This window comes from Embleya sp. NPDC056575, assembly GCF_042793325.1.
Classification (GTDB): Bacteria; Actinomycetota; Actinomycetes; order Streptomycetales; family Streptomycetaceae; genus Embleya.
In genome coordinates, this window is sequence record NZ_JBHTVA010000126.1 from 1 (window position 1) to 16,875 (window position 16,875).

The following is a 16,875-nucleotide window of genomic DNA, read 5'->3' on the forward strand; positions in this document are numbered from 1 at the left end:
CCACGCGCACCACGACGGCGAACCGGCCGCCGACCTCGTTCATGTAGATCGCGGCGACTACCCCGAGCGGGACGCTCAGCAGGATCGCGATGCCCATCTGTTCGAAGGTGCCGACGATCGCGTGTGCGGCGCCCACCGAGACCCCGTGCGGGCTCAGCGCGCTGAAGTGGCGCTGGGTGGCGGTGAAGAAGTCCGTGTTCAGGATGCGGCCGAAGCCCTTGACGAAGACGTAGCCGATCACGGTCGCCACCGTGCCGACCATCAGGGCCGCGCCGGTGGAGATCACCGCGCCGGCGACCCGGTCGCCCGCGGCCACCCGGTCCAGGCGCATGTGGGTGGCGATCGCGTACAGCAGCAGGAAGCTGAGGTAGGCGGTGATCAGGTAGCCCTGCCAGCCGGCGACCGGCAGGATCCGCCCGTACAGCACCCACGCGAAGCTCGCGCCGGCGACCATGGCGCCGAGCGCGACGCCGATGTCGTCGGGGGCGACACGGCGCAGCGCCACGCGGGCCTGCTCCGGTGGTCGCGGCGCGGACGCGGGCGGCGGCGCGTCGGGTCCGGGCCGAACGATCGGCTCGGTGACGGTCATCGTCGTGGATCCCCTCGGTGGTGGGTCTGGTGGAGCCGTGGGTCGCTGTCGGGAGTTCGGTGAGCCGGGACGCGATGTCCCGGGGCTCGATGTCGCGGGCCTCGCTGTCTCGGGTGTCGGGCCCGTCGGACCTCGGTCAGATCTCGGTGGACTTGCCGCTGCGCGAGCGGGCGACCAGGACGCCGGCGACGGTGTTCACGGCGAGCGTGAGGACGAAGAGCGCGAGGCCGGCGGCCATCAGCGCGGAGATCGACTCGGTGTCGGCCTCGCCGTACTTGAGCACGATCAGCGACGAGATCGTCGAGCCTTGGCCGTCGAGGATGCGGAACGAGAAGTCGGTGTTGAACGAGATGATCATCGCGACGGCGATGGTCTCGCCGAGGGCGCGGCCCAGGCCGAGCATCACGCCGCCGATCATGCCGCCGCGGCCGAACGGCAGGACCACCGCGCGGATCACCCCCCAGCGGGTGGCACCCAGCGCCAGCGCGCCCTCCTTCTCCCCGACCGGCGCCTGGCCGAACACCTCGCGGCTGACCGCGCAGCAGATGGGGATGACCATCGTGGACACCACCACGCCGGAGATGAACAGCGAGGAGCTGAACTGGCTGTCCACGAAACGGGCCTTCACGTCGATCGTGCGGATCTCGAAGATCGGCAGGAAGTCGAAGTTTTCGGCCAACCACCGGCTGACCGGGATCAGTTGGGGTTGCAGTACGAAGAAGCCGAAGATGCCGTAGATGATGCTGGGCACCGCGGCCATCAGGTCGACGATCGAGGTGAGCACCCCGCGTAGACGTCGCGGGGCGAACTCGGTGATGTACAGGGCCGCGGTGAGCGCGATGGGTACCGCGACGATCAGCGCGACGATGGCCACGAGCACGGTTCCGGTGAGCAGTCCGCGTACCCCGAAGGTGCCGCCCTTGGGCTCCCACGCGTCCTCGGTGAGGAATCCCCAGCCGGCCCGGTCGAGCGCGCTGCTGCCCTGGTAGAGCAGGTAGCCACCGATCGCGGCGAGCAGGGCCAGGACCAGCATCGCGACACCACGCGTGGTCCAGCGGAACACGTGGTCGGCCCTGGTGCGACGGACCACGATCCGGCGGGGCCGATCGAGCAGCTCCGGCGATTCGGGGGCGAACACGGTCGGGTGTGCCATGGGTTGCGGCTCCTGGAAGCGGGTGGCGAACCGATCTGACCGTTCGTCAGACGGCCGGCGATCAAGCCGGAAACCCCTGCCTGGAGACAACCAGAGCGCAGCCCCCGGGCAACTGTCCGCTACGGAAACAACCGGTGCCGAGGGTGTACGGCAGACGTCGTGTCCGTGCCGCGCGGGTGCCGGAGTATCCGGTTTCCGTTACAGGCGCGGCCCGTTCGTGTCGACGCCTTGTGCGGCCCGGTGCCGTTTCCCTGCCGGACATCCCACCACGATCGGGCCGCCGGCAGCGTTGTCGGCGTCGGCCACTGCGGGTCGACGGCCAGCAAATGCCAAGAGAGAGTTGAGACTTCGAATGTCCAGCGTCTTCAGCATGCGCAAGACCGCCACCGTTTTGGGCACCGTCGGTGCCGCCATGGCGCTCGTCGTCGGCGCCAACGCGTCGGCCAACGCCAACACCTACGTCAACGCCGGTTCCGACACCCTCCAGAACGTCACCCAGGCGCTGACGACGGAGTACGCGGCGAACGTCGATCCCAATGGCAACGACTGGGTGACGGTGAATGCCGGCATAGCCGCCGGTGGCATCAACACCGGCAAGGCCGAGTGCAACACCCAGTACGGCGCCGGCACCGGCCACGCGTGGCCGAACGGCTCGGGTGACGGCATCAAGGCGCTCCTGGACCAGCGTGCGGGCACGAACGCCAAGTGCCTCGACTTCGCCCGCTCCTCGCGTGGCCCGAAGACCGGCACCGCCGAGACCACCCTGACCTTCGAGCGGGTCGCCGGCGACGCCGTGACCTGGGCGACCAAGAAGGTCGGCGCGCCGACCAACCTGACCCGCGCCCAGCTGCAGGACATCTACCACTGCAACATCACCAACTGGAACCAGATCCCGGGCAGCACCGTGTCCGGCGTGATCCAAAAGCACGTCCCGCAGGCCGGCTCCGGCACCCGCTCGGAGTTCCAGGACAAGGTGCTCGGCTTCGACCCGACCGCCGCCTCCAACGGCGCGTGCGCCGCCACGGTCATCCAGACCGCGCAGGAGAACCGCGGCGACGCGCCGCAGATCACCTCCACCGACGCGATCATCGCCTACTCGGCCGCGGCCTACGGCGAGCAGACCACCCCCGCCTCCGGTGTGCCGAACCACACCAACGGCTTCAAGCTCGGCAACATCGACTCCAAGGCGCCGAACGCGACCGGCTTCGTCGGCAACCGCTCGGTGTACTTCGTCTACGACCCGCAGAACGGCACGGCGGCCAACGCCAACGTCGTCGCCTTCATCAACTGGGCCAAGAACCCGGCGCAGCGCCCGATCTGGAACACCTTCGGCTTCGCCGTCTGAGCCACGCCCGATCGGCACCGCATGACCTGACGTGATCGGCAGCGGGCCGTCTCGGATCGGCGATTCGAGACGGCCCGTTCCCACCCGCCGCCTCAGGTGTCTCCAACCGCGCGCATGGTTTTCGGCTCGGCGACGTCGACGGCGAGGTTCCCGGGCGGAGCCGACGCAAGGGCACCGACCCGAGCGCCTTCCCGGGCAACCACGGCGTGTACTTCGTCCATCCACCCGATCATCGACGCGGGAACGGTCGCGTTCATCACCTGGGCCTGCGCCCCGCGTCACCGGGTGATCCGGGCCGCGTATGGGTTGTTGATGCCCTGATCCGTGTGGTGGGCCCGCGCCCTCGAGTCCACCGATCCGGCCCCGCATGCGTCGCAGAAGAACTGTTCACCCTCCGGTGGCGGATCGCTCATCCGTCCGCCATCGCGAGCGTCTGACGTTTCCCCCGCGGATGCCCAACAGGCCGCCGCGTGCTGTTTTGCTCGAACCCACCGACCCCGGAAGGGCATTCTTCATGAAGCTCCGTCGTCTGCTCGCGCTCGCCGTCGCGGTTCCGGCCGCGTTCGCGATCGCCACCGTGCCGGCCGTCGCCGAGGACGCCGCCCCCGCCGCGCCCGCGACCGCCGCACAGGGCACCGTCACGGTGAGCCCGCTGTACGGTCCGGCCGACAGCACCGGCAAGGCGACCGCCCGGGCGAGCGTGCCGTGCGGCCCGGACGCCACCAAGTTCCGCTTCGTCCTGCGTTCGCCCGACGCCAACGAGCGTGTGTTCGGCGGCTCGTTCCTCGGCACCGCCCTGCCGGCCGACAAGGTCGCGGACACCGCGGTCGTCGGTTTGCGCGCGCTGTTCCCGGCGGGCTCCGCCGCCCAGGAGGGCGTCACGCACAAGCTGGTCGCGCAGTGCTACACCTTCGACGCCGACGGCGCGCTGACCATCACCGAGCCGGCGTCGGTCGACCTGCGCGTCAACAACGGCGTGTGGACCTCGCTTTCGCCCGAGGTGCGCGCGCTGCCGACCAAGATCGGCGCGCTGCGCTTCGGTCTGGTCCTGTTCCGCGGCTTCGCGCCCGGTGACCGCGTGGAGGGCGTCGTGCGCGCCGCCGACGGCACCTCCACCCCGGTCTCGCTGCAGCCGCAGATCACCCCCGACGGCACCTGGGGCGGCGCGCTGCTGACGCTGCCGGCCACCCTGGCCGACGGTTCCTACACCCTCGTGCTCTCCGGCACGAACTCGCACGCGACCTCGTCGGTCGCGATCACCCTCGACTCGTCCCGCCTGTGGTGGTGACCCGGCGTCGGTGACACGCCTTGGGCCATCGGGATTCGTCCCGGTGGCCCACTTGCCGTCCGTCCCCGTTTCCTTTATTTCTCAACGGAGTTGACCAGATGAGCCTAAGACTCGCGCGCGTGCTGGCATCGTGCGGAGCCGGGCTGCTCGTGCTGTCGGCGCTGCCGGCGATCGCAGCGGCCGCCGACGGCGGTACATCCGCGCCGACGATCGTCGTCGACCCGGGGACCGGTGGGGCCACCACCAAGGTGACGTTGAAGGCCACTGCGCCGTGCCCGGAACCGGCGACGAACTACCGGTGGGTCGTCACCGGCGGCACCTTGACCGCGCCGAGGTTGATCGGTGGCACCACGGGCAACCCCTTGCCCGCGGACCGAATCCCGGTTCGGGAGAGCCCGATCCAGCTCTTCCTGACCGGCACCGTCTTGGACGGTACGTTCAAGTTGTCCTCGGAGTGCATGGACAACGCCGGGAATGTGCTCAAGGAACTCGCGGCGGTCGATCTCACCACCGCCGACGGCCCCGACGGCAAGGCGTGGACCGTGGCGGCCCCGCCCACCACCGCGCCGCCGACCAGCACGCCCCCGACGACCACGCCGCCGACCACCACACCGCCCGGCGGGTCGGACGAGGTGCTGGTGCTCAGCCCCACCACGGGGCCGATGGACCAGAAGACGACCATCACCTCCTCGAAGGCGTGCCCGGCGACGGCGACCTCGGCCCTGTTCCAGCTGAAGCTTCCCGGCCAGGAGTCGGAGCAGCGTATGGGTGGCTTCACTCCCCTGCCGTTGCCCGCCGACCTCAAGCCCGTCTACCCGAACAAGAAGATGTTTCCGGGCGGCGCCGCCACCACCGGCAACTACCACATTCGCGCCCAATGCCTCGATGCGGGCGGAGCCATCGTGGTGGACGATCTCGCTCGCGTCGACCTGCTGGCGACGGATGGCACGTGGAAGGTCGTCGAACACGTCACTCCGGCCGGCACCTTCGACGATGAAATACGAATTCCGGACGCGGGCCCCGTCGCAGCGCGCCTGAGCCTGTCCGGCTTCCCCGCGGGTGAAGACTTCAAGGCCGTCATCACCAAGTCGGGTGACGCCGCCTTCCCGTCCGTAGAGCTGACCAAGGCCAAAACGGACACCATCGGCGCCTATGTCAACAATCAGCTCATCTTCCCTCGTGACGGCGCCACCTGGGTCGACGGGAACTACACGGTGACGGCCACGGCCACCCCGTCCGGTACGAAGGTCGAGATTCCCTTCAAGCTGCTGCTGGTTCACGCCGGCGCCACCAACGGCTCGACCGCCGGCACCACGACGGGTACCACGACCGGCACCACGACGGGTACGACCACCGGCACCACCACCGGGACGACCACGGGCACCACCACCGGGACGACCTCCGGGACCACGGCCGGTGACACCGCCGGAACCACGACCGGGACGACCACGGGGACGACCACGGGCACCACGACCGGGACGAGCACCGGGACCAGCTCGGGAAGTTCGGCCGGGACCGGCAACGGGGGCGGGGGCGGTGGGCTCGCGCACACCGGGGCGCTGCTCGACCCGCGGCTGCTCGGCACCGCCGGTGGCACATTGCTGCTGATCGGCGGCGTCATGTGGTACCGCGCCCGCGGCAGCCGCAGCGCGCTGCTCGCCGGCAGCGGCACCTTCGGCGAGGGCGACGAGGACACTCCCGCGACCGCCTGACGAGGAAACACACCACACGGCCGCCTGCGACACCCGGGCGGTGGGGTGAGAAGGGGGCTCTGTCGCAGCGCACGGGCTGCGACAGGGCCCTTTCCCGTCCCCCGGGCCGTCGGGCCCTCGGCTCAGCCGAGTTGTGGCATCACCTCCGAGGCGATCAGTTCCAGGTGGTCGAGGTCGTGCAGGTCCAGGATCTGGAAGTAGATCCGGGTCGAGCCGACCTCGGCGAAGCGGCCGATCCGGTCCACCACTTCGGCGGGCGAGCCCGCGAGACCGTTCTCCTTGAGCTCGGCGGGCTCGCGGCCGATCGCCGCGGCGCGCCGGGACAGCTCGGCGTCGTCCCGGCCCACGCAGGCCACGAGGGCGTTGGACAAGACCAGGTCCTCGGCCTTGCGGCCGTGCTCGACCAGGGCCTCGCGGACCCGGCCGAACTGCTGCGCGCTGGTTTCCACCGACGCGAAGGGGATGTTGAACTCGTCGGCGAAGCGGGCCGCCAGCGCGGGCGTGCGCTTGGCGCCGAGGCCGCCGACCAGGATCGGCGGATGCGGACGCTGCGCGGGCTTGGGCAGCGCGGGCGAGTCGGCCAACGAGTAGTAGCGCCCCTCGTAGCGGAAGTCGGCGCCGACCGGGGTGTCCCAGAGCCCGGTGACGATCTCCAGCTGCTCTTCGAGGCGAGCGAACTTCTCGCGCGGGAACGGTATCCCGTAGGCGGTGTGCTCCTCCTCGAACCAGCCCGCGCCGATGCCCAGCTCGACCCGGCCGCCCGACATCGCGTCGACCTGCGCGACCTGGATGGCCAGCACGCCCGGCAGTCGGAAGGTCGCCGCCGTCATCAGTGTGCCCAGACGGATGCGCTTGGTCTCGCGGGCCAGTCCGGCCAGGGTGATCCACGCGTCGGTGGGACCCGGTAGGCCGTCGCCGCTCATGTGCAGGTAGTGGTCCGAGCGGAAGAAGGCTCCGAAGCCGAGGTCTTCGGTGGCCTTGGCCACGGTCAGGAGTGTGTCGTAGGTCGCGCCCTGCTGGGGCTCGGTGAAGATACGAAGATCCATGCGCCCATCCTCTCCCGAAGGCGCGGGACGCGTGCGAGGCGAGGGCACGAAGCACCCCGGGCCCGATCACGCGAGCCGCGCGGGAAAGGGCACCACGCGCCCCGAGCCGCGCCGCCGCCGCTGGGGAATCGCCGGGGCGTGCCGGTGCGGTTGGCCCGACCACGCGGCGCTCTCCTCGGCCGCGCGCAGCCTGATCAAGTTGCGGAAGACGATCGCCCAGGCCGCCGCGCAGGCCCGGCGATCGGCGGGTGCCAACCGCGCCCAGTCCGCGCAGGGATTGCCCGCCACGCCCTGTCGGGCCAGCAGGGTGAGCACCTTGGCCGCCCGACCCAGCACCCGGGCGGCGCCCGCGATCGGCACACCGGCCGGGTCGCCTCCGGGTAGCGGGACGACCGTGTCGGCGGCCGAGCCCACGACCCGGGCGACGATCTCCCGCGCGTCGCCCAGTTCGTCGGCGACCCGACACAGGCAGCCACCGCGGTCCGGCTTGCCGCTCCAGGCGTGTACCACCTCCTGCACGGTGTGCAGGGCGAGCACGACCGCGGCCAACGCGCGTGGCGTGGAATCGACCGTGGCCAGCTCGTCGTCCAACTCGGCGAAGGTCTCGATGGTGTGCATGGTGATCGCTCCCTCGTGCGGTGCCCGTCCGGCTCGTCCGGAGTTCGGCCGGTGTGTTCCGACGACTCCAGGTTGCGCCCGGGCAGCGGACGGATCGCTCGCCATCGAACAATCTGTGGACAACCAAGCGCGTTTCGGCGGGGTTTCACTCTTCGGAGTGATGTATTCCAAAGTTGTCCACAGGCCTTCTGCACGCAGGGTGACCACTGTGCCAACCTCGTCGTTTCCCGAAGGGGTGTCGCGATCGGCCTCGGGCGAGCGTCGAGTTCGCGCCGGCCGCGATCCCCGACGGCGATCGGCGATCCAGCACAGATCAAGGGGGTGGTGGCATGTCCCGCACCGACGGCGGCGGCGCGAGCGGCTACGCGGTCGACACGGCCGAACTGCACGGGTTGGTACGACGCCTGCACAACATCGGAGCCGACTACCTGGCGCCGGGCTGCGCCGCCGAGCCCGCCCGGGTCACCGACCACACCGCGCTCGACACGGAGGCGCTGGGGCGGCTCCCGGGCGCCGCCGAGTTGGCCGACCGGCATCGCCGCGCCGCCGCGCGGATGGTCGACCTGTTGACCGAGATCCGCGCCGAGCTGGCCACGACGCGGGCCGAACTCGGCCGTACCGCCGACCGGTTCGCCGACACCGAGACCGAGGTCGGCACCCTGCTGCGCGCGGTGGCGGCACGATGAGCGCCTGCGACACCACGGATCCGTTCGCGGCGATCCACGCCGCCCGCCCCGGTCTGGTCGGCGCGGCGGCCGACGGGTGGCGCCTGGCCGCCGCGCGGTTGACCGAACTGCGGGACGAGTTGGCCGAGACCGCCCGTCTCGGTACGCGGGTGTGGTCCGGCGGCGGCGCCGAGCGCTTCACCGCCCGCTGCCACGCCCTGGCCGACAGCGCGGATCGGCTCGCCGGCCAGGGCACCGCGCTGCACGAACACCTCACCGAGGCGGCACACGCCCTCGACCGGGCCCAGAAGAGCGCCACCGACCCGAAGGCCGCCGAGGTCGCCATCGCGCAACTGGAGGGCACCTACCGCGACTTGGGCGAGCGCCTGCCCCTCCTGCCGTGCGCTCCCGCCGACACCGCGCCGAGCCGACCGACCACCACACTCCCCACCACCGCCCCGGCCGACGCACCGGCTCCGAGCCGACCATGCGCCACGACCACGCCCCCGAGCGGCGACCCGGACGTCGCCGCCCCGGCACCAACCGCGACGGAGGCGGTTGTCGCGGATCCGACTCCCCCGCCGACACCCGTCGATCCGACCACCCCATGCACGCCACCGACGCCCGACACACCCGCGGCGCCCCCGCCCGCGCCCCCGGCGCAACCACCACCGCCCACCACCCCACTGGCCACGTGCGTCGCCGCCGCCACACCACCACCGCCACCGACCACCCCGCCGGCACCGGAACCGCCGCCGATCACCTGCCCACCACAAGCCACGATGCCCACCCCGCCGACACCGGCCGTCGTCGGAACCCCGCTCCCCCGCGATCCCCGCCCGGTACAGCCGGCCGGCATCGGCCCGCGTCTGCGTCAGGCCGCCCCACCGCCGTCGCCCCCGATCGCCCCGGTGACCGGGATCCGGATCGCGCCCGGCCTGCGCGGCGGCACCGGCGACCACCCGGCGGCCACACACGACGCCGCACACACCGCAGACTCCGCCCCGACCGTCCTCGGCGGCACCACCCACAACGGCACGCCCACCACGCCCGCATCACCCACATGGGTGACCGCCCCCACCACCGGCGGCACCCCCATCCCCCCGGTCCGCCCCCGCCGAAGCAACCGCTACGCCACCCACTCGGCCCAAGCCTGGTCGGCCCCGGAAGAACCCCCCGAGGAGCGCCCCTGAAGTGACACGAACAAGGGCGGAGCCGGGGAATGGGGACGCGGGCGGGGTGCGGGCGCAGACACGAGCGCGGACGTGGCCCCGGGCACAAACGCCGACGCGGGCGCGGGCACGGCGGTTCGGGGCAGCGGCAAGGGACTGGGGCGTGTGGAGGTCGGCGAGGGGGTCGGTGCGGACCCGGATGCGGGCGTAGGTGTGGACGAGGCCGCCAACCCCTGCGCGGTCGCGTGTGCAAATCCGGGTTGCGGCGTGAGCAACAACGCCACGACGGGCCGGGTGGCGCGCGACCACGAGCGCGGCTACAAGTGCGACACAGGCTCGGGCACAGGTGCGGGCTCAGGCACAGGCACGGGTGCGGGCGCGGGCACAGCCACGGGCCGGGTCTGGGCGGGGTGCGGGTGTGCAAGGACGGATGCGCAGCGCGGACTCCGGCAACGCACGGTTACACGTGGCGCCCATCAACCGAGCACGCACCCGGCACCCGGCACCCGGCACCCGGCACCCGCAACGCCGTACTCGGTGTACGCACATGCAACACGCGGCATGCGACACGCCGACCGAGGCATCCATACGCCGCATGGACACGGCCGCCCGCTCAAGCACCGATCCCGCCCCGGCAAACGATCGGGCCGCCCCGGCAAGGCCGGGGCGGCCCGATCGGCGACGCCACCGAGACGTCGTCGTCCTCCGGTCAGCGGCGGCCGCGTGCGCCCTCTCGCTTGGCTGCCCGAGGCGCCGGCTCCAGGATGGCGACCGACTCGATATGGTGCGTGTTCGGGAAGAGGTCGAACGAGCGCAACGACCGGAGCTTGAAGCCCGCGGCCGCGAAGTAGGCCACATCGCGAGCCAGGGCGGCGGGGTCGCAGGCGACGTAGGCGACCCGGCGCGGGGTCAGGCGCGCGATGCGCTCGACGACCGCCTTGCCCGCGCCCGCGCGCGGCGGGTCCAGGACCACGATGTCGGCGCGGCGCAGGAAGCCGGGTCGGCTCAGCACCTTCTCCACCGTGCCGACCTCGAAGCGCGCGCCCGGCACGTCCCGCAGGTTGTGGATCGCGTCCTCGACCGCCTGCCTGGAGCTCTCGATGCCGATGATCGTGTCGCTGTCCGCAAGCCGCTCGGAGAGGGCACCCGCGAACAGCCCGACCCCGCAGTACAGGTCGAGCGCCAGATCGCCAGGCCGCGGCTCCAGGCCCTCGACGACGGCCTCCACCAGCACGTCGGCCGCGGCCGGGTGCACCTGCCAGAAGCCGCCGCCCGACACCTTCCAGGTCCGTCCCGCGGCCACCTCGCGCACCGCCGGCCGGCCGTGCACCTTGCGTACCCGGCCCTTGTCGTCGGCTCGGAACACCGACACGGCCCGGTTCAGCTCGACGATCGGCATGCGCCCGTCCGCGCCCTCGGCCGGCACCACGGTGACCGCGCGGTCCAGCGAGCCGGTCGCGGAGACCGCCTCGATCGACGCCACGCCGGGCCACTCGTGCGCCTCGATGCCCAACTCCTCGACACCGGGCGCCGCGATCGGGCACGCGTCGATCGGCTGGACGTCGTGCGAGCGGTGCTTGCGCAGTCCCGCCCGGCCCGTCGCAGGGTCCACCGCGAACTGCACCCGTGTACGCCATCCCAGGCCCTCGGGCTGCCCGGGCGGGCTGTCCACGGCCTCCACCTCGACCTGTACGTCGACCTTGCCGAGCCGCAGCAACTGCTCGGCGACCACATCGCCCTTGAGTCGGCGCTGGGCGGCGGGCGTGGCGTGCTGCCAGTCGCAACCGCCGCACATGCCGGGCCCGGCCACCGGGCACGCGGGCGTGACGCGATCCGGCGAGGCGTGCAGCACCTCGACCACGTCCGCGCGCAGGAAGCGCGAGGTCGGCCCGCCGTCGGTGATCTCCACGACGGCCCGCTCGCCCGGAAGGCCGTGCCGAACGAAGATCACACGGCCCTCGTGGCGAGCGACGCAGTGCCCACCGTGAGCAACCGGGCCGATCTCGACCTCGTATCGCTCACCCCGCAGGGACTGGTCCGACTCGGGGGTGGTGGATCCGACAGACACGGCACTCCTCGCACAGCTCGTAGCACAACTCGTACAACATCGATGAAAACAGTCGATTCAAGCAGTCGACTCAAGCAGTCGACGAAAGCAGTCGACGAAAGCAGTCGATGAAAACAACGGGCAACAGACGAAAACCAGGGGCCGAACACAACCGACGCACGACAAGGGGCCTCGGCCGCCCCGCGGCCGACCACGCCCAGGCGCACACACCGACACGACGACGACACAAAGAAAGCGCCTCACGGAGGTGGGCGCGGCTTCCAGGGTAGTCCCTACCCGAAGAACCCGCGCCCACCGTCACCACACACCGTCACGACCCACCCGAACTCAGGACGCCCCGGACCCAGACCCAGACCCGGCCCCGGACCCCGAGCCCGACCCGGACCCCGAGCCCGGCCCCGAACCCGCCCCCGGCCCGGACCCGCTCCGCTTCCCGTCCCCACCCCGAGGCGTCCGCGCCGGCCCCCGCCGCACCGACCCCGGCGCCACCCAGGCCTTCGGCTCCTTCAGCCGCTCGGACGACTCCAGCTGCCACGGCACCGACGTGACCATGACCCCCGGCGTGAACAACAACCGTCCCTTGAGCCGCAGCGCACTCTGGTTGTGCAGGATCTGCTCGTACCAGCGGCCGACCACGTACTCCGGGATGTACACGTTCACCACGTCGCGCGGGCTGGACCGACGCACCGACTTCACGTACTCGATCACCGGCCGGGTGATCTCCCGATACGGCGAGTCGAGCACCTTGAGCGGCACCTCTATCCCGCGCTCGTCCCACTCCCGCCGCAGCGCCTCGGTCTCGGCCGGGTCCACATTGACCGTGACCGCCTCGACCACGTTCGGCCGCGAGTAGCGCGCGTACGCCAGCGCCCGCAGCGAGGGCTTGTGCAGCTTGGACACCAGCACGATGGCATGCACCCGCGAGGGCAGCTTGGTGTCGTCCATCTCCACGGCCGCCAGCTCCGTGGCCACCCGGTCGTAGTGTCGCCGGATCTGCTTCATCAACAGGAACAGCACGCCCATCGCGGCGATCGCGATCCAGGCGCCCTGCACGAACTTGGTCACCAGCACGATCACCAGGACCGCGCCGGTCATGCACAGGCCGAAGGCGTTGATCACCCGGCTGCGCATCATCCGCCGTCGCTCGGCCGGTTCGGTCTCGGTCTTCAGGTGCCGGGTCCAGTGCCGGATCATGCCCGCCTGGCTCATCGTGAAGGACACGAAGACGCCGACCACGTACAGCTGGATCAGCTTGGTGGGCTCGGCCTCGAACGCGACGATCAACACGATCGCGAACGCGGCCAGCATGATGATGCCGTTGCTGAACGCGAGGCGGTCGCCGCGCGTGTGCAGCTGCCGGGGCAGGTAGCGGTCCTGGGCCAGGATCGAGCCGAGCACCGGGAAGCCGTTGAACGCGGTGTTCGCGGCCAGGATCAGGATCAGGCCGGTGACCGCGAGGACGAGATAGAACAGCGGCGACGCGAAGGTGCCACCGAAGACCGCGTCGGCGACCTGCGCGACCACGGTCTTCTGCTCGTAGCCCGCGGGCGCCCCCTGGATCTGGCTCTCCGGGTTCTCCGCGAACCGCACCTTGGTCATGTTGGCCAGCGCCAGCATGCCCATCAGCATGGTCACCGAGATGGTGCCCATCAGCAGCAGCGTGGAGGCCGCGTTCTTGCTCTTGGGCTTGCGGAAGGCCGGTACACCGTTGCTGATCGCCTCGACACCGGTCAGCGCCGCGCATCCGGAGGAGAAGGTGCGCAGCAGCAGGAACACCAGCGCGAAGCCGCTGAAGCTGTCCTCGGCCTCGATGTGGAACCCGGCGCTCTCGGCCTCCATGGTGGCGCCGGTGGCGGCCCGGATCAGGCCGAACAGGGTCATCCCGAGGATGGCGGCCATGAACGCGTAGGTGGGGACGGCGAAGAGCTTGCCCGACTCGCGGACGCCGCGCAGGTTCATCGCCATCAGCAGCAGCACCAGGCCGACCGCCAACAACACCTTGTGCCCCTCGAGCGCGGGCACGGCGGAGGCCATGTTGGCGACGCCGGAGGAGACCGATACCGCCACGGTCAGCACGTAGTCGACCAGGAGCGCGCTGCCGACCGTCAAACCGGCGTTGGGGCCGAGGTTGACGTTCGCGACCTCGTAGTCACCGCCGCCACTGGGATAGGCGTGGACGTTCTGGCGGTAGGAGGCGACCACGGTCAGCATGACGACGACGACGGCCAGACCGACCTTCCACGAGAAGTGGTAGGTCGCCATTCCCGCCATGGAAAGGGTGAGCAGGATCTCGTCCGGCGCGTACGCGACGGAGGACAGTGCGTCGGAGGCGAAAATGGGCAGCGCGATGCGCTTCGGCAGGAGCGTCTCGGACAGCTTGTCGCTGCGCAAGGCTCGGCCGACAAGGATGCGTTTGGACAGATCGGTCAGTCTTGACACGCAGGTGATCGTAAGCCCATCGACTTTTGCCGGGCCGGGGGCATGCCGTAAGGCGCCCACGTGTAACGTCTCGGCGAGGTCTGCCACCCTGGTAACACCACAAACGAGCATCAGACCGGGCACAACGGACCAAATCCGGAAGGACGGCCGTGCACATCGTCATCATGGGCTGCGGGCGCGTGGGATCCACGCTGGCCCAGACGCTCGAGGAACTGGGGCATTCGGTGGCGGTCATCGACCGCGATCCCTCCGCGTTCCGCCGGCTGGGGTCGCACTTCTCCGGCCGCCGGATCAAGGGCATCGGTTTCGACCAGGACACCCTGCGCGAGGCCGGTATAGAAGAGGCCGGCGCGTTCGCGGCGGTCAGCAGCGGCGACAACTCGAACATCATCGCGGCGCGTGTCGCGCGCGAGACGTTCGGTGTGGAGAATGTGGCCGCGCGCATCTACGACCCGCGCCGGGCAGAGGTGTACGAACGCCTGGGTATCCCCACGGTGGCCACCGTGCGCTGGACCGCGGACCAGATGTTGCGCCGGTTGTTGCCCAGCGGCGCCGAACCGCTGTGGCGCGACCCCTCCGGCAGCGTGCAACTGGCCGAGGTACACGTGAACTCGGCGTGGGTGGGACACCGCATCACCCGGCTCGAACAGGCGTCGGGCGCCCGGGTCGCCTTCGTCACCCGTTTGGGCGAAGGCATCCTGCCGACCTCCGAGACCGTGATCCAAGAGGGCGACCTCGTGCACGTGGTCATGCACCAGGCGGATGTGGCCGCCGTCGAGGCGGCCTTCGAGAAAGCACCGGAGGAGGGCTGATGCGGGTCGCAATCGCGGGCGCCGGCGCGGTGGGTCGCTCCATCGCCGCGGAGCTGTTGGAAAACGGCCACGAGGTCCTGCTCGTCGACAAGGCACCGGACGCCATCAAGGTGGACAGCGTGCCGCAGGCCGAGTGGCTGCTCGCCGACGCGTGCGAGATCTCCTCGCTGGACGAGGCCGCGTTGCAGCGCTGCAACGTGGTGATCGCGGCGACCGGCGACGACAAGGTGAACCTGGTCGTCTCGCTGCTGGCCAAGACCGAGTACGGCGTGCCGCGCGTGGTCGCCCGGGTGAACAACCCGAAGAACGAGTGGTTGTTCAACGAGGCGTGGGGCGTGGACGTCGCCGTGTCCACGCCGCGCCTGATGTCGGCCCTGGTCGAGGAAGCGGTCAGCGTCGGCGACCTGGTCCGCCTGATGCGGTTCAGCCAGGGCGACGCCAACCTGGTCGAGCTGACCCTTCCGGGCGACGCCTCCCTCGTCGGCACGCGCGTCGGCGACGTGGCGTGGCCCGAGGACACGGCGCTGGTGACGATCATCCGCGAGGGCCGGGTACTGGTCCCCGGCAAGGACGACTCGCTGGAGGCCGGCGACGAACTGCTGTTCGTCGCGGCGCCGCACCGCGAAGAGGAACTGGAGGAGCTGCTGTCGGCCTGACCGACGGCAGTGCCGGTCCCACCGGGCGACCGGCCCCGGTCCGGCGGATCCCGGCGGGGCCGTACCGCCCGGCGCCACACCCGACCGCACCGGAGAAGCAGCCGCGCGCGACCACGCCGCGCCTGCTTCTCCGGCACACCCGTGCGGCACGGCACCGGGATCCGCCCGCCAAGGCCTAAGCGGCGGCCAGGTCGCCGAGGATGTGGTCCGCCTCCTCGCTGAACGCACGCGCGATCGGTTCCTTCGCGTACGGGCGCAGCCGCCTGCGGAAGTCCGCCAGGAAGTCGTTGCACTGGGTGGACGACAGGTTGCCCGTGATCCGCAGCGCCTCGCCGGCCTTGGCGCACGCCGCGTCCAGATCGCCCTGGGCCAGGTGCGCCGCGGCCATGAACGTGGTGTCCTGCGCACACCGACGCGACGCGCCGGCCCGGCGCAGCTTTATCGACGCGCCCGCGAAGCCGTGGATCTTGTCCGGCAGGCCGAGGTCGCGGTGGCTGTGCGCGAACTCGTGCTGCAACTCGGACTCGTCGAAGTAGTTGCACCACGACGGGTCGTCCTCGACCGCGTTGGCCGCGTCCAGGTACCGCTCGGCCGTGCCCATCGCCCGCTCGCACGCGCGCCGGTCGCCCAGCGCCGCGTAGCCCCGCGCCTCCATCGAGGCCACGATCGCGCGCGCCCGCGGGCCCAGCCGGCTTCCGCCGCCCTGCTCGGCGGCCCGGGCCAGCTGGACCGCCTCCCACCCGTGGCCCAGATACACCGCCTGGCAGGCCATGTTGGCCATCACGTACGCCCCGTACGCCGGGTCGTCGGCCGCCTGGGCCAGCCGCAGCGCCTGGATGTGATAGCGCTGGGCGAGCGCGTGCCGGCCGGAATCGAACGACAACCACCCGGCCAACTCGGTGAGTTCGGCCACCGCCCGGAACAATCGGCGGCCCACCTCGTCTCCGTAGGAGCCGGCCAGCTTGGTCCGCGCGACGCCGTTGAGGTGGTGGACCACGGTGTCCCGCAGGTCCCCGCCGCCCTGGGCGCGGTCGAGTCGGCGAAACGCCAGGACGGTCTGGTGGATGCGTAGTACGTCTGCGTCGCGCACCGTGGTGGGGCCTTGTGAGGCAAGCTGCTCGGGCTCGGCCTCGGCCCTGGATGCGGTCGACCAGAACAACGCGGGAGCGGCGAACGCCCCGGCGCCGAAGGTCGTGTTGGCCAGGAAAGTACGGCGGTTCATGTCTCTCTCCGACAATTCGGCCACGGCGTGTCTGACTTCGGCCGCGGTCCGGGCGACGATCAGCCCGTCGAAGGAGTCGGGGGTCGGTGG

At 71.1% G+C, this 16,875-nt stretch carries 13 protein-coding genes and 1 pseudogene; 7 read left to right on the top strand and 7 right to left on the bottom strand.

Features of this window, described 5'->3' with window-relative positions:
* Together ACFRCG_RS47185 and pstC are read right to left on the bottom strand one after the other, a co-directional pair.
* Positions 1-589: pseudogene (locus ACFRCG_RS47185) on the bottom strand (hypothetical protein); the annotation flags it as partial.
* 136 nt (positions 590-725) lie between these two features.
* The gene (pstC, locus tag ACFRCG_RS47190) at positions 726-1,742 is read right to left on the bottom strand and encodes a phosphate ABC transporter permease subunit PstC (RefSeq protein ID WP_380042855.1); all 1,017 of its coding nucleotides are present in this window, start codon (positions 1,740-1,742) and stop codon (positions 726-728) included.
* A gap of 370 nt (positions 1,743-2,112) precedes the next feature.
* Here pstC and ACFRCG_RS47195 point away from each other — a divergent pair, with 370 nt between their 5' ends.
* The 3 genes from ACFRCG_RS47195 to ACFRCG_RS47205 all read left to right on the top strand — a co-directional run bounded on the left by ACFRCG_RS47195 (position 2,113) and on the right by ACFRCG_RS47205 (position 6,087).
* Positions 2,113-3,087 (top strand): PstS family phosphate ABC transporter substrate-binding protein, encoded by a 975-nt coding sequence (locus tag ACFRCG_RS47195; RefSeq protein ID WP_380042856.1) that lies wholly within the window; start codon positions 2,113-2,115, stop codon positions 3,085-3,087.
* 514 nt (positions 3,088-3,601) lie between these two features.
* Positions 3,602-4,375 (top strand): hypothetical protein, encoded by a 774-nt coding sequence (locus tag ACFRCG_RS47200; protein WP_380042857.1) that lies wholly within the window; start codon positions 3,602-3,604, stop codon positions 4,373-4,375.
* Between the two features lie 20 nt (positions 4,376-4,395).
* On the top strand, positions 4,396-6,087 hold the full coding sequence (locus ACFRCG_RS47205) for a hypothetical protein (RefSeq protein WP_380042858.1): 1,692 nt from the start codon (positions 4,396-4,398) through the stop codon (positions 6,085-6,087).
* A 122-nt stretch (positions 6,088-6,209) separates the two neighbouring features.
* Here the strand turns inward: ACFRCG_RS47205 and ACFRCG_RS47210 are convergent, their stop codons facing one another.
* Both ACFRCG_RS47210 and ACFRCG_RS47215 read right to left on the bottom strand, forming a co-directional pair.
* On the bottom strand, positions 6,210-7,133 hold the full coding sequence (locus tag ACFRCG_RS47210) for an LLM class F420-dependent oxidoreductase (protein ID WP_380042859.1): 924 nt from the start codon (positions 7,131-7,133) through the stop codon (positions 6,210-6,212).
* Positions 7,134-7,199: 66 nt separating this feature from the next.
* Positions 7,200-7,751, bottom strand: coding sequence for a hypothetical protein (locus tag ACFRCG_RS47215; RefSeq protein WP_380042860.1), 552 nt, complete (start codon positions 7,749-7,751; stop codon positions 7,200-7,202).
* Between the two features lie 329 nt (positions 7,752-8,080).
* Here ACFRCG_RS47215 and ACFRCG_RS47220 point away from each other — a divergent pair, with 329 nt between their 5' ends.
* Together ACFRCG_RS47220 and ACFRCG_RS47225 are read left to right on the top strand one after the other, a co-directional pair.
* Positions 8,081-8,437 carry a hypothetical protein gene (locus ACFRCG_RS47220; RefSeq protein ID WP_380042861.1) on the top strand — a complete coding sequence of 119 codons (357 nt, stop codon included), beginning with the start codon at positions 8,081-8,083 and terminating at the stop codon, positions 8,435-8,437.
* A complete protein-coding gene (locus tag ACFRCG_RS47225; RefSeq protein ID WP_380042862.1) occupies positions 8,434-9,609 on the top strand; it encodes a hypothetical protein in 1,176 nt (391 codons plus the stop codon). Before ACFRCG_RS47220 ends, ACFRCG_RS47225 begins: the two co-directional genes overlap by 4 nt.
* A 688-nt stretch (positions 9,610-10,297) precedes the next feature.
* Here the strand turns inward: ACFRCG_RS47225 and ACFRCG_RS47230 are convergent.
* Positions 10,298-11,656, bottom strand: coding sequence for a class I SAM-dependent RNA methyltransferase (locus ACFRCG_RS47230; RefSeq protein ID WP_380042863.1), 1,359 nt, complete (start codon positions 11,654-11,656; stop codon positions 10,298-10,300).
* Positions 11,657-11,983: 327 nt separating this feature from the next.
* Entirely contained in the window at positions 11,984-14,095 is a 2,112-nt protein-coding gene (locus ACFRCG_RS47235; RefSeq protein WP_380042864.1) for an APC family permease, read from the bottom strand.
* 149 nt (positions 14,096-14,244) lie between these two features.
* On the opposite strand from ACFRCG_RS47235, the gene ACFRCG_RS47240 reads away from it, so the two are divergent.
* Positions 14,245-14,907, top strand: a complete 663-nt coding sequence (locus ACFRCG_RS47240) for a potassium channel family protein (RefSeq protein WP_379996117.1) — start codon at positions 14,245-14,247, stop codon at positions 14,905-14,907.
* Positions 14,907-15,563 carry a potassium channel family protein gene (locus ACFRCG_RS47245; RefSeq protein ID WP_380042865.1) on the top strand — a complete coding sequence of 219 codons (657 nt, stop codon included), beginning with the start codon at positions 14,907-14,909 and terminating at the stop codon, positions 15,561-15,563. Before ACFRCG_RS47240 ends, ACFRCG_RS47245 begins: the two co-directional genes overlap by 1 nt.
* Positions 15,564-15,738: 175 nt before the next feature.
* Here ACFRCG_RS47245 and ACFRCG_RS47250 read toward each other — a convergent pair whose 3' ends face one another.
* A complete protein-coding gene (locus ACFRCG_RS47250; protein ID WP_380042866.1) occupies positions 15,739-16,785 on the bottom strand; it encodes a transcriptional regulator in 1,047 nt (348 codons plus the stop codon).
* Positions 16,786-16,875 lie beyond the last annotated feature (90 nt).

Excerpts from the sequence above, each read along its gene's own strand:
- pstC (WP_380042855.1), bottom strand. The coding sequence starts at position 1,742 with ATGGCACACCCGACCGTGTTCGCCCCCGAATCGCCGGAGCTGCTCGAT.
- ACFRCG_RS47195 (WP_380042856.1), top strand. The coding sequence starts at position 2,113 with ATGCGCAAGACCGCCACCGTTTTGGGCACCGTCGGTGCCGCCATGGCG.
- ACFRCG_RS47200 (WP_380042857.1), top strand. The coding sequence starts at position 3,602 with ATGAAGCTCCGTCGTCTGCTCGCGCTCGCCGTCGCGGTTCCGGCCGCG.
- ACFRCG_RS47210 (WP_380042859.1), bottom strand. The coding sequence starts at position 7,133 with ATGGATCTTCGTATCTTCACCGAGCCCCAGCAGGGCGCGACCTACGAC.
- ACFRCG_RS47215 (WP_380042860.1), bottom strand. The coding sequence starts at position 7,751 with ATGCACACCATCGAGACCTTCGCCGAGTTGGACGACGAGCTGGCCACG.
- ACFRCG_RS47220 (WP_380042861.1), top strand. The coding sequence starts at position 8,081 with ATGTCCCGCACCGACGGCGGCGGCGCGAGCGGCTACGCGGTCGACACG.
- ACFRCG_RS47225 (WP_380042862.1), top strand. The coding sequence starts at position 8,434 with ATGAGCGCCTGCGACACCACGGATCCGTTCGCGGCGATCCACGCCGCC.
- ACFRCG_RS47245 (WP_380042865.1), top strand. The coding sequence starts at position 14,907 with ATGCGGGTCGCAATCGCGGGCGCCGGCGCGGTGGGTCGCTCCATCGCC.
- ACFRCG_RS47250 (WP_380042866.1), bottom strand. The coding sequence starts at position 16,785 with ATGAACCGCCGTACTTTCCTGGCCAACACGACCTTCGGCGCCGGGGCG.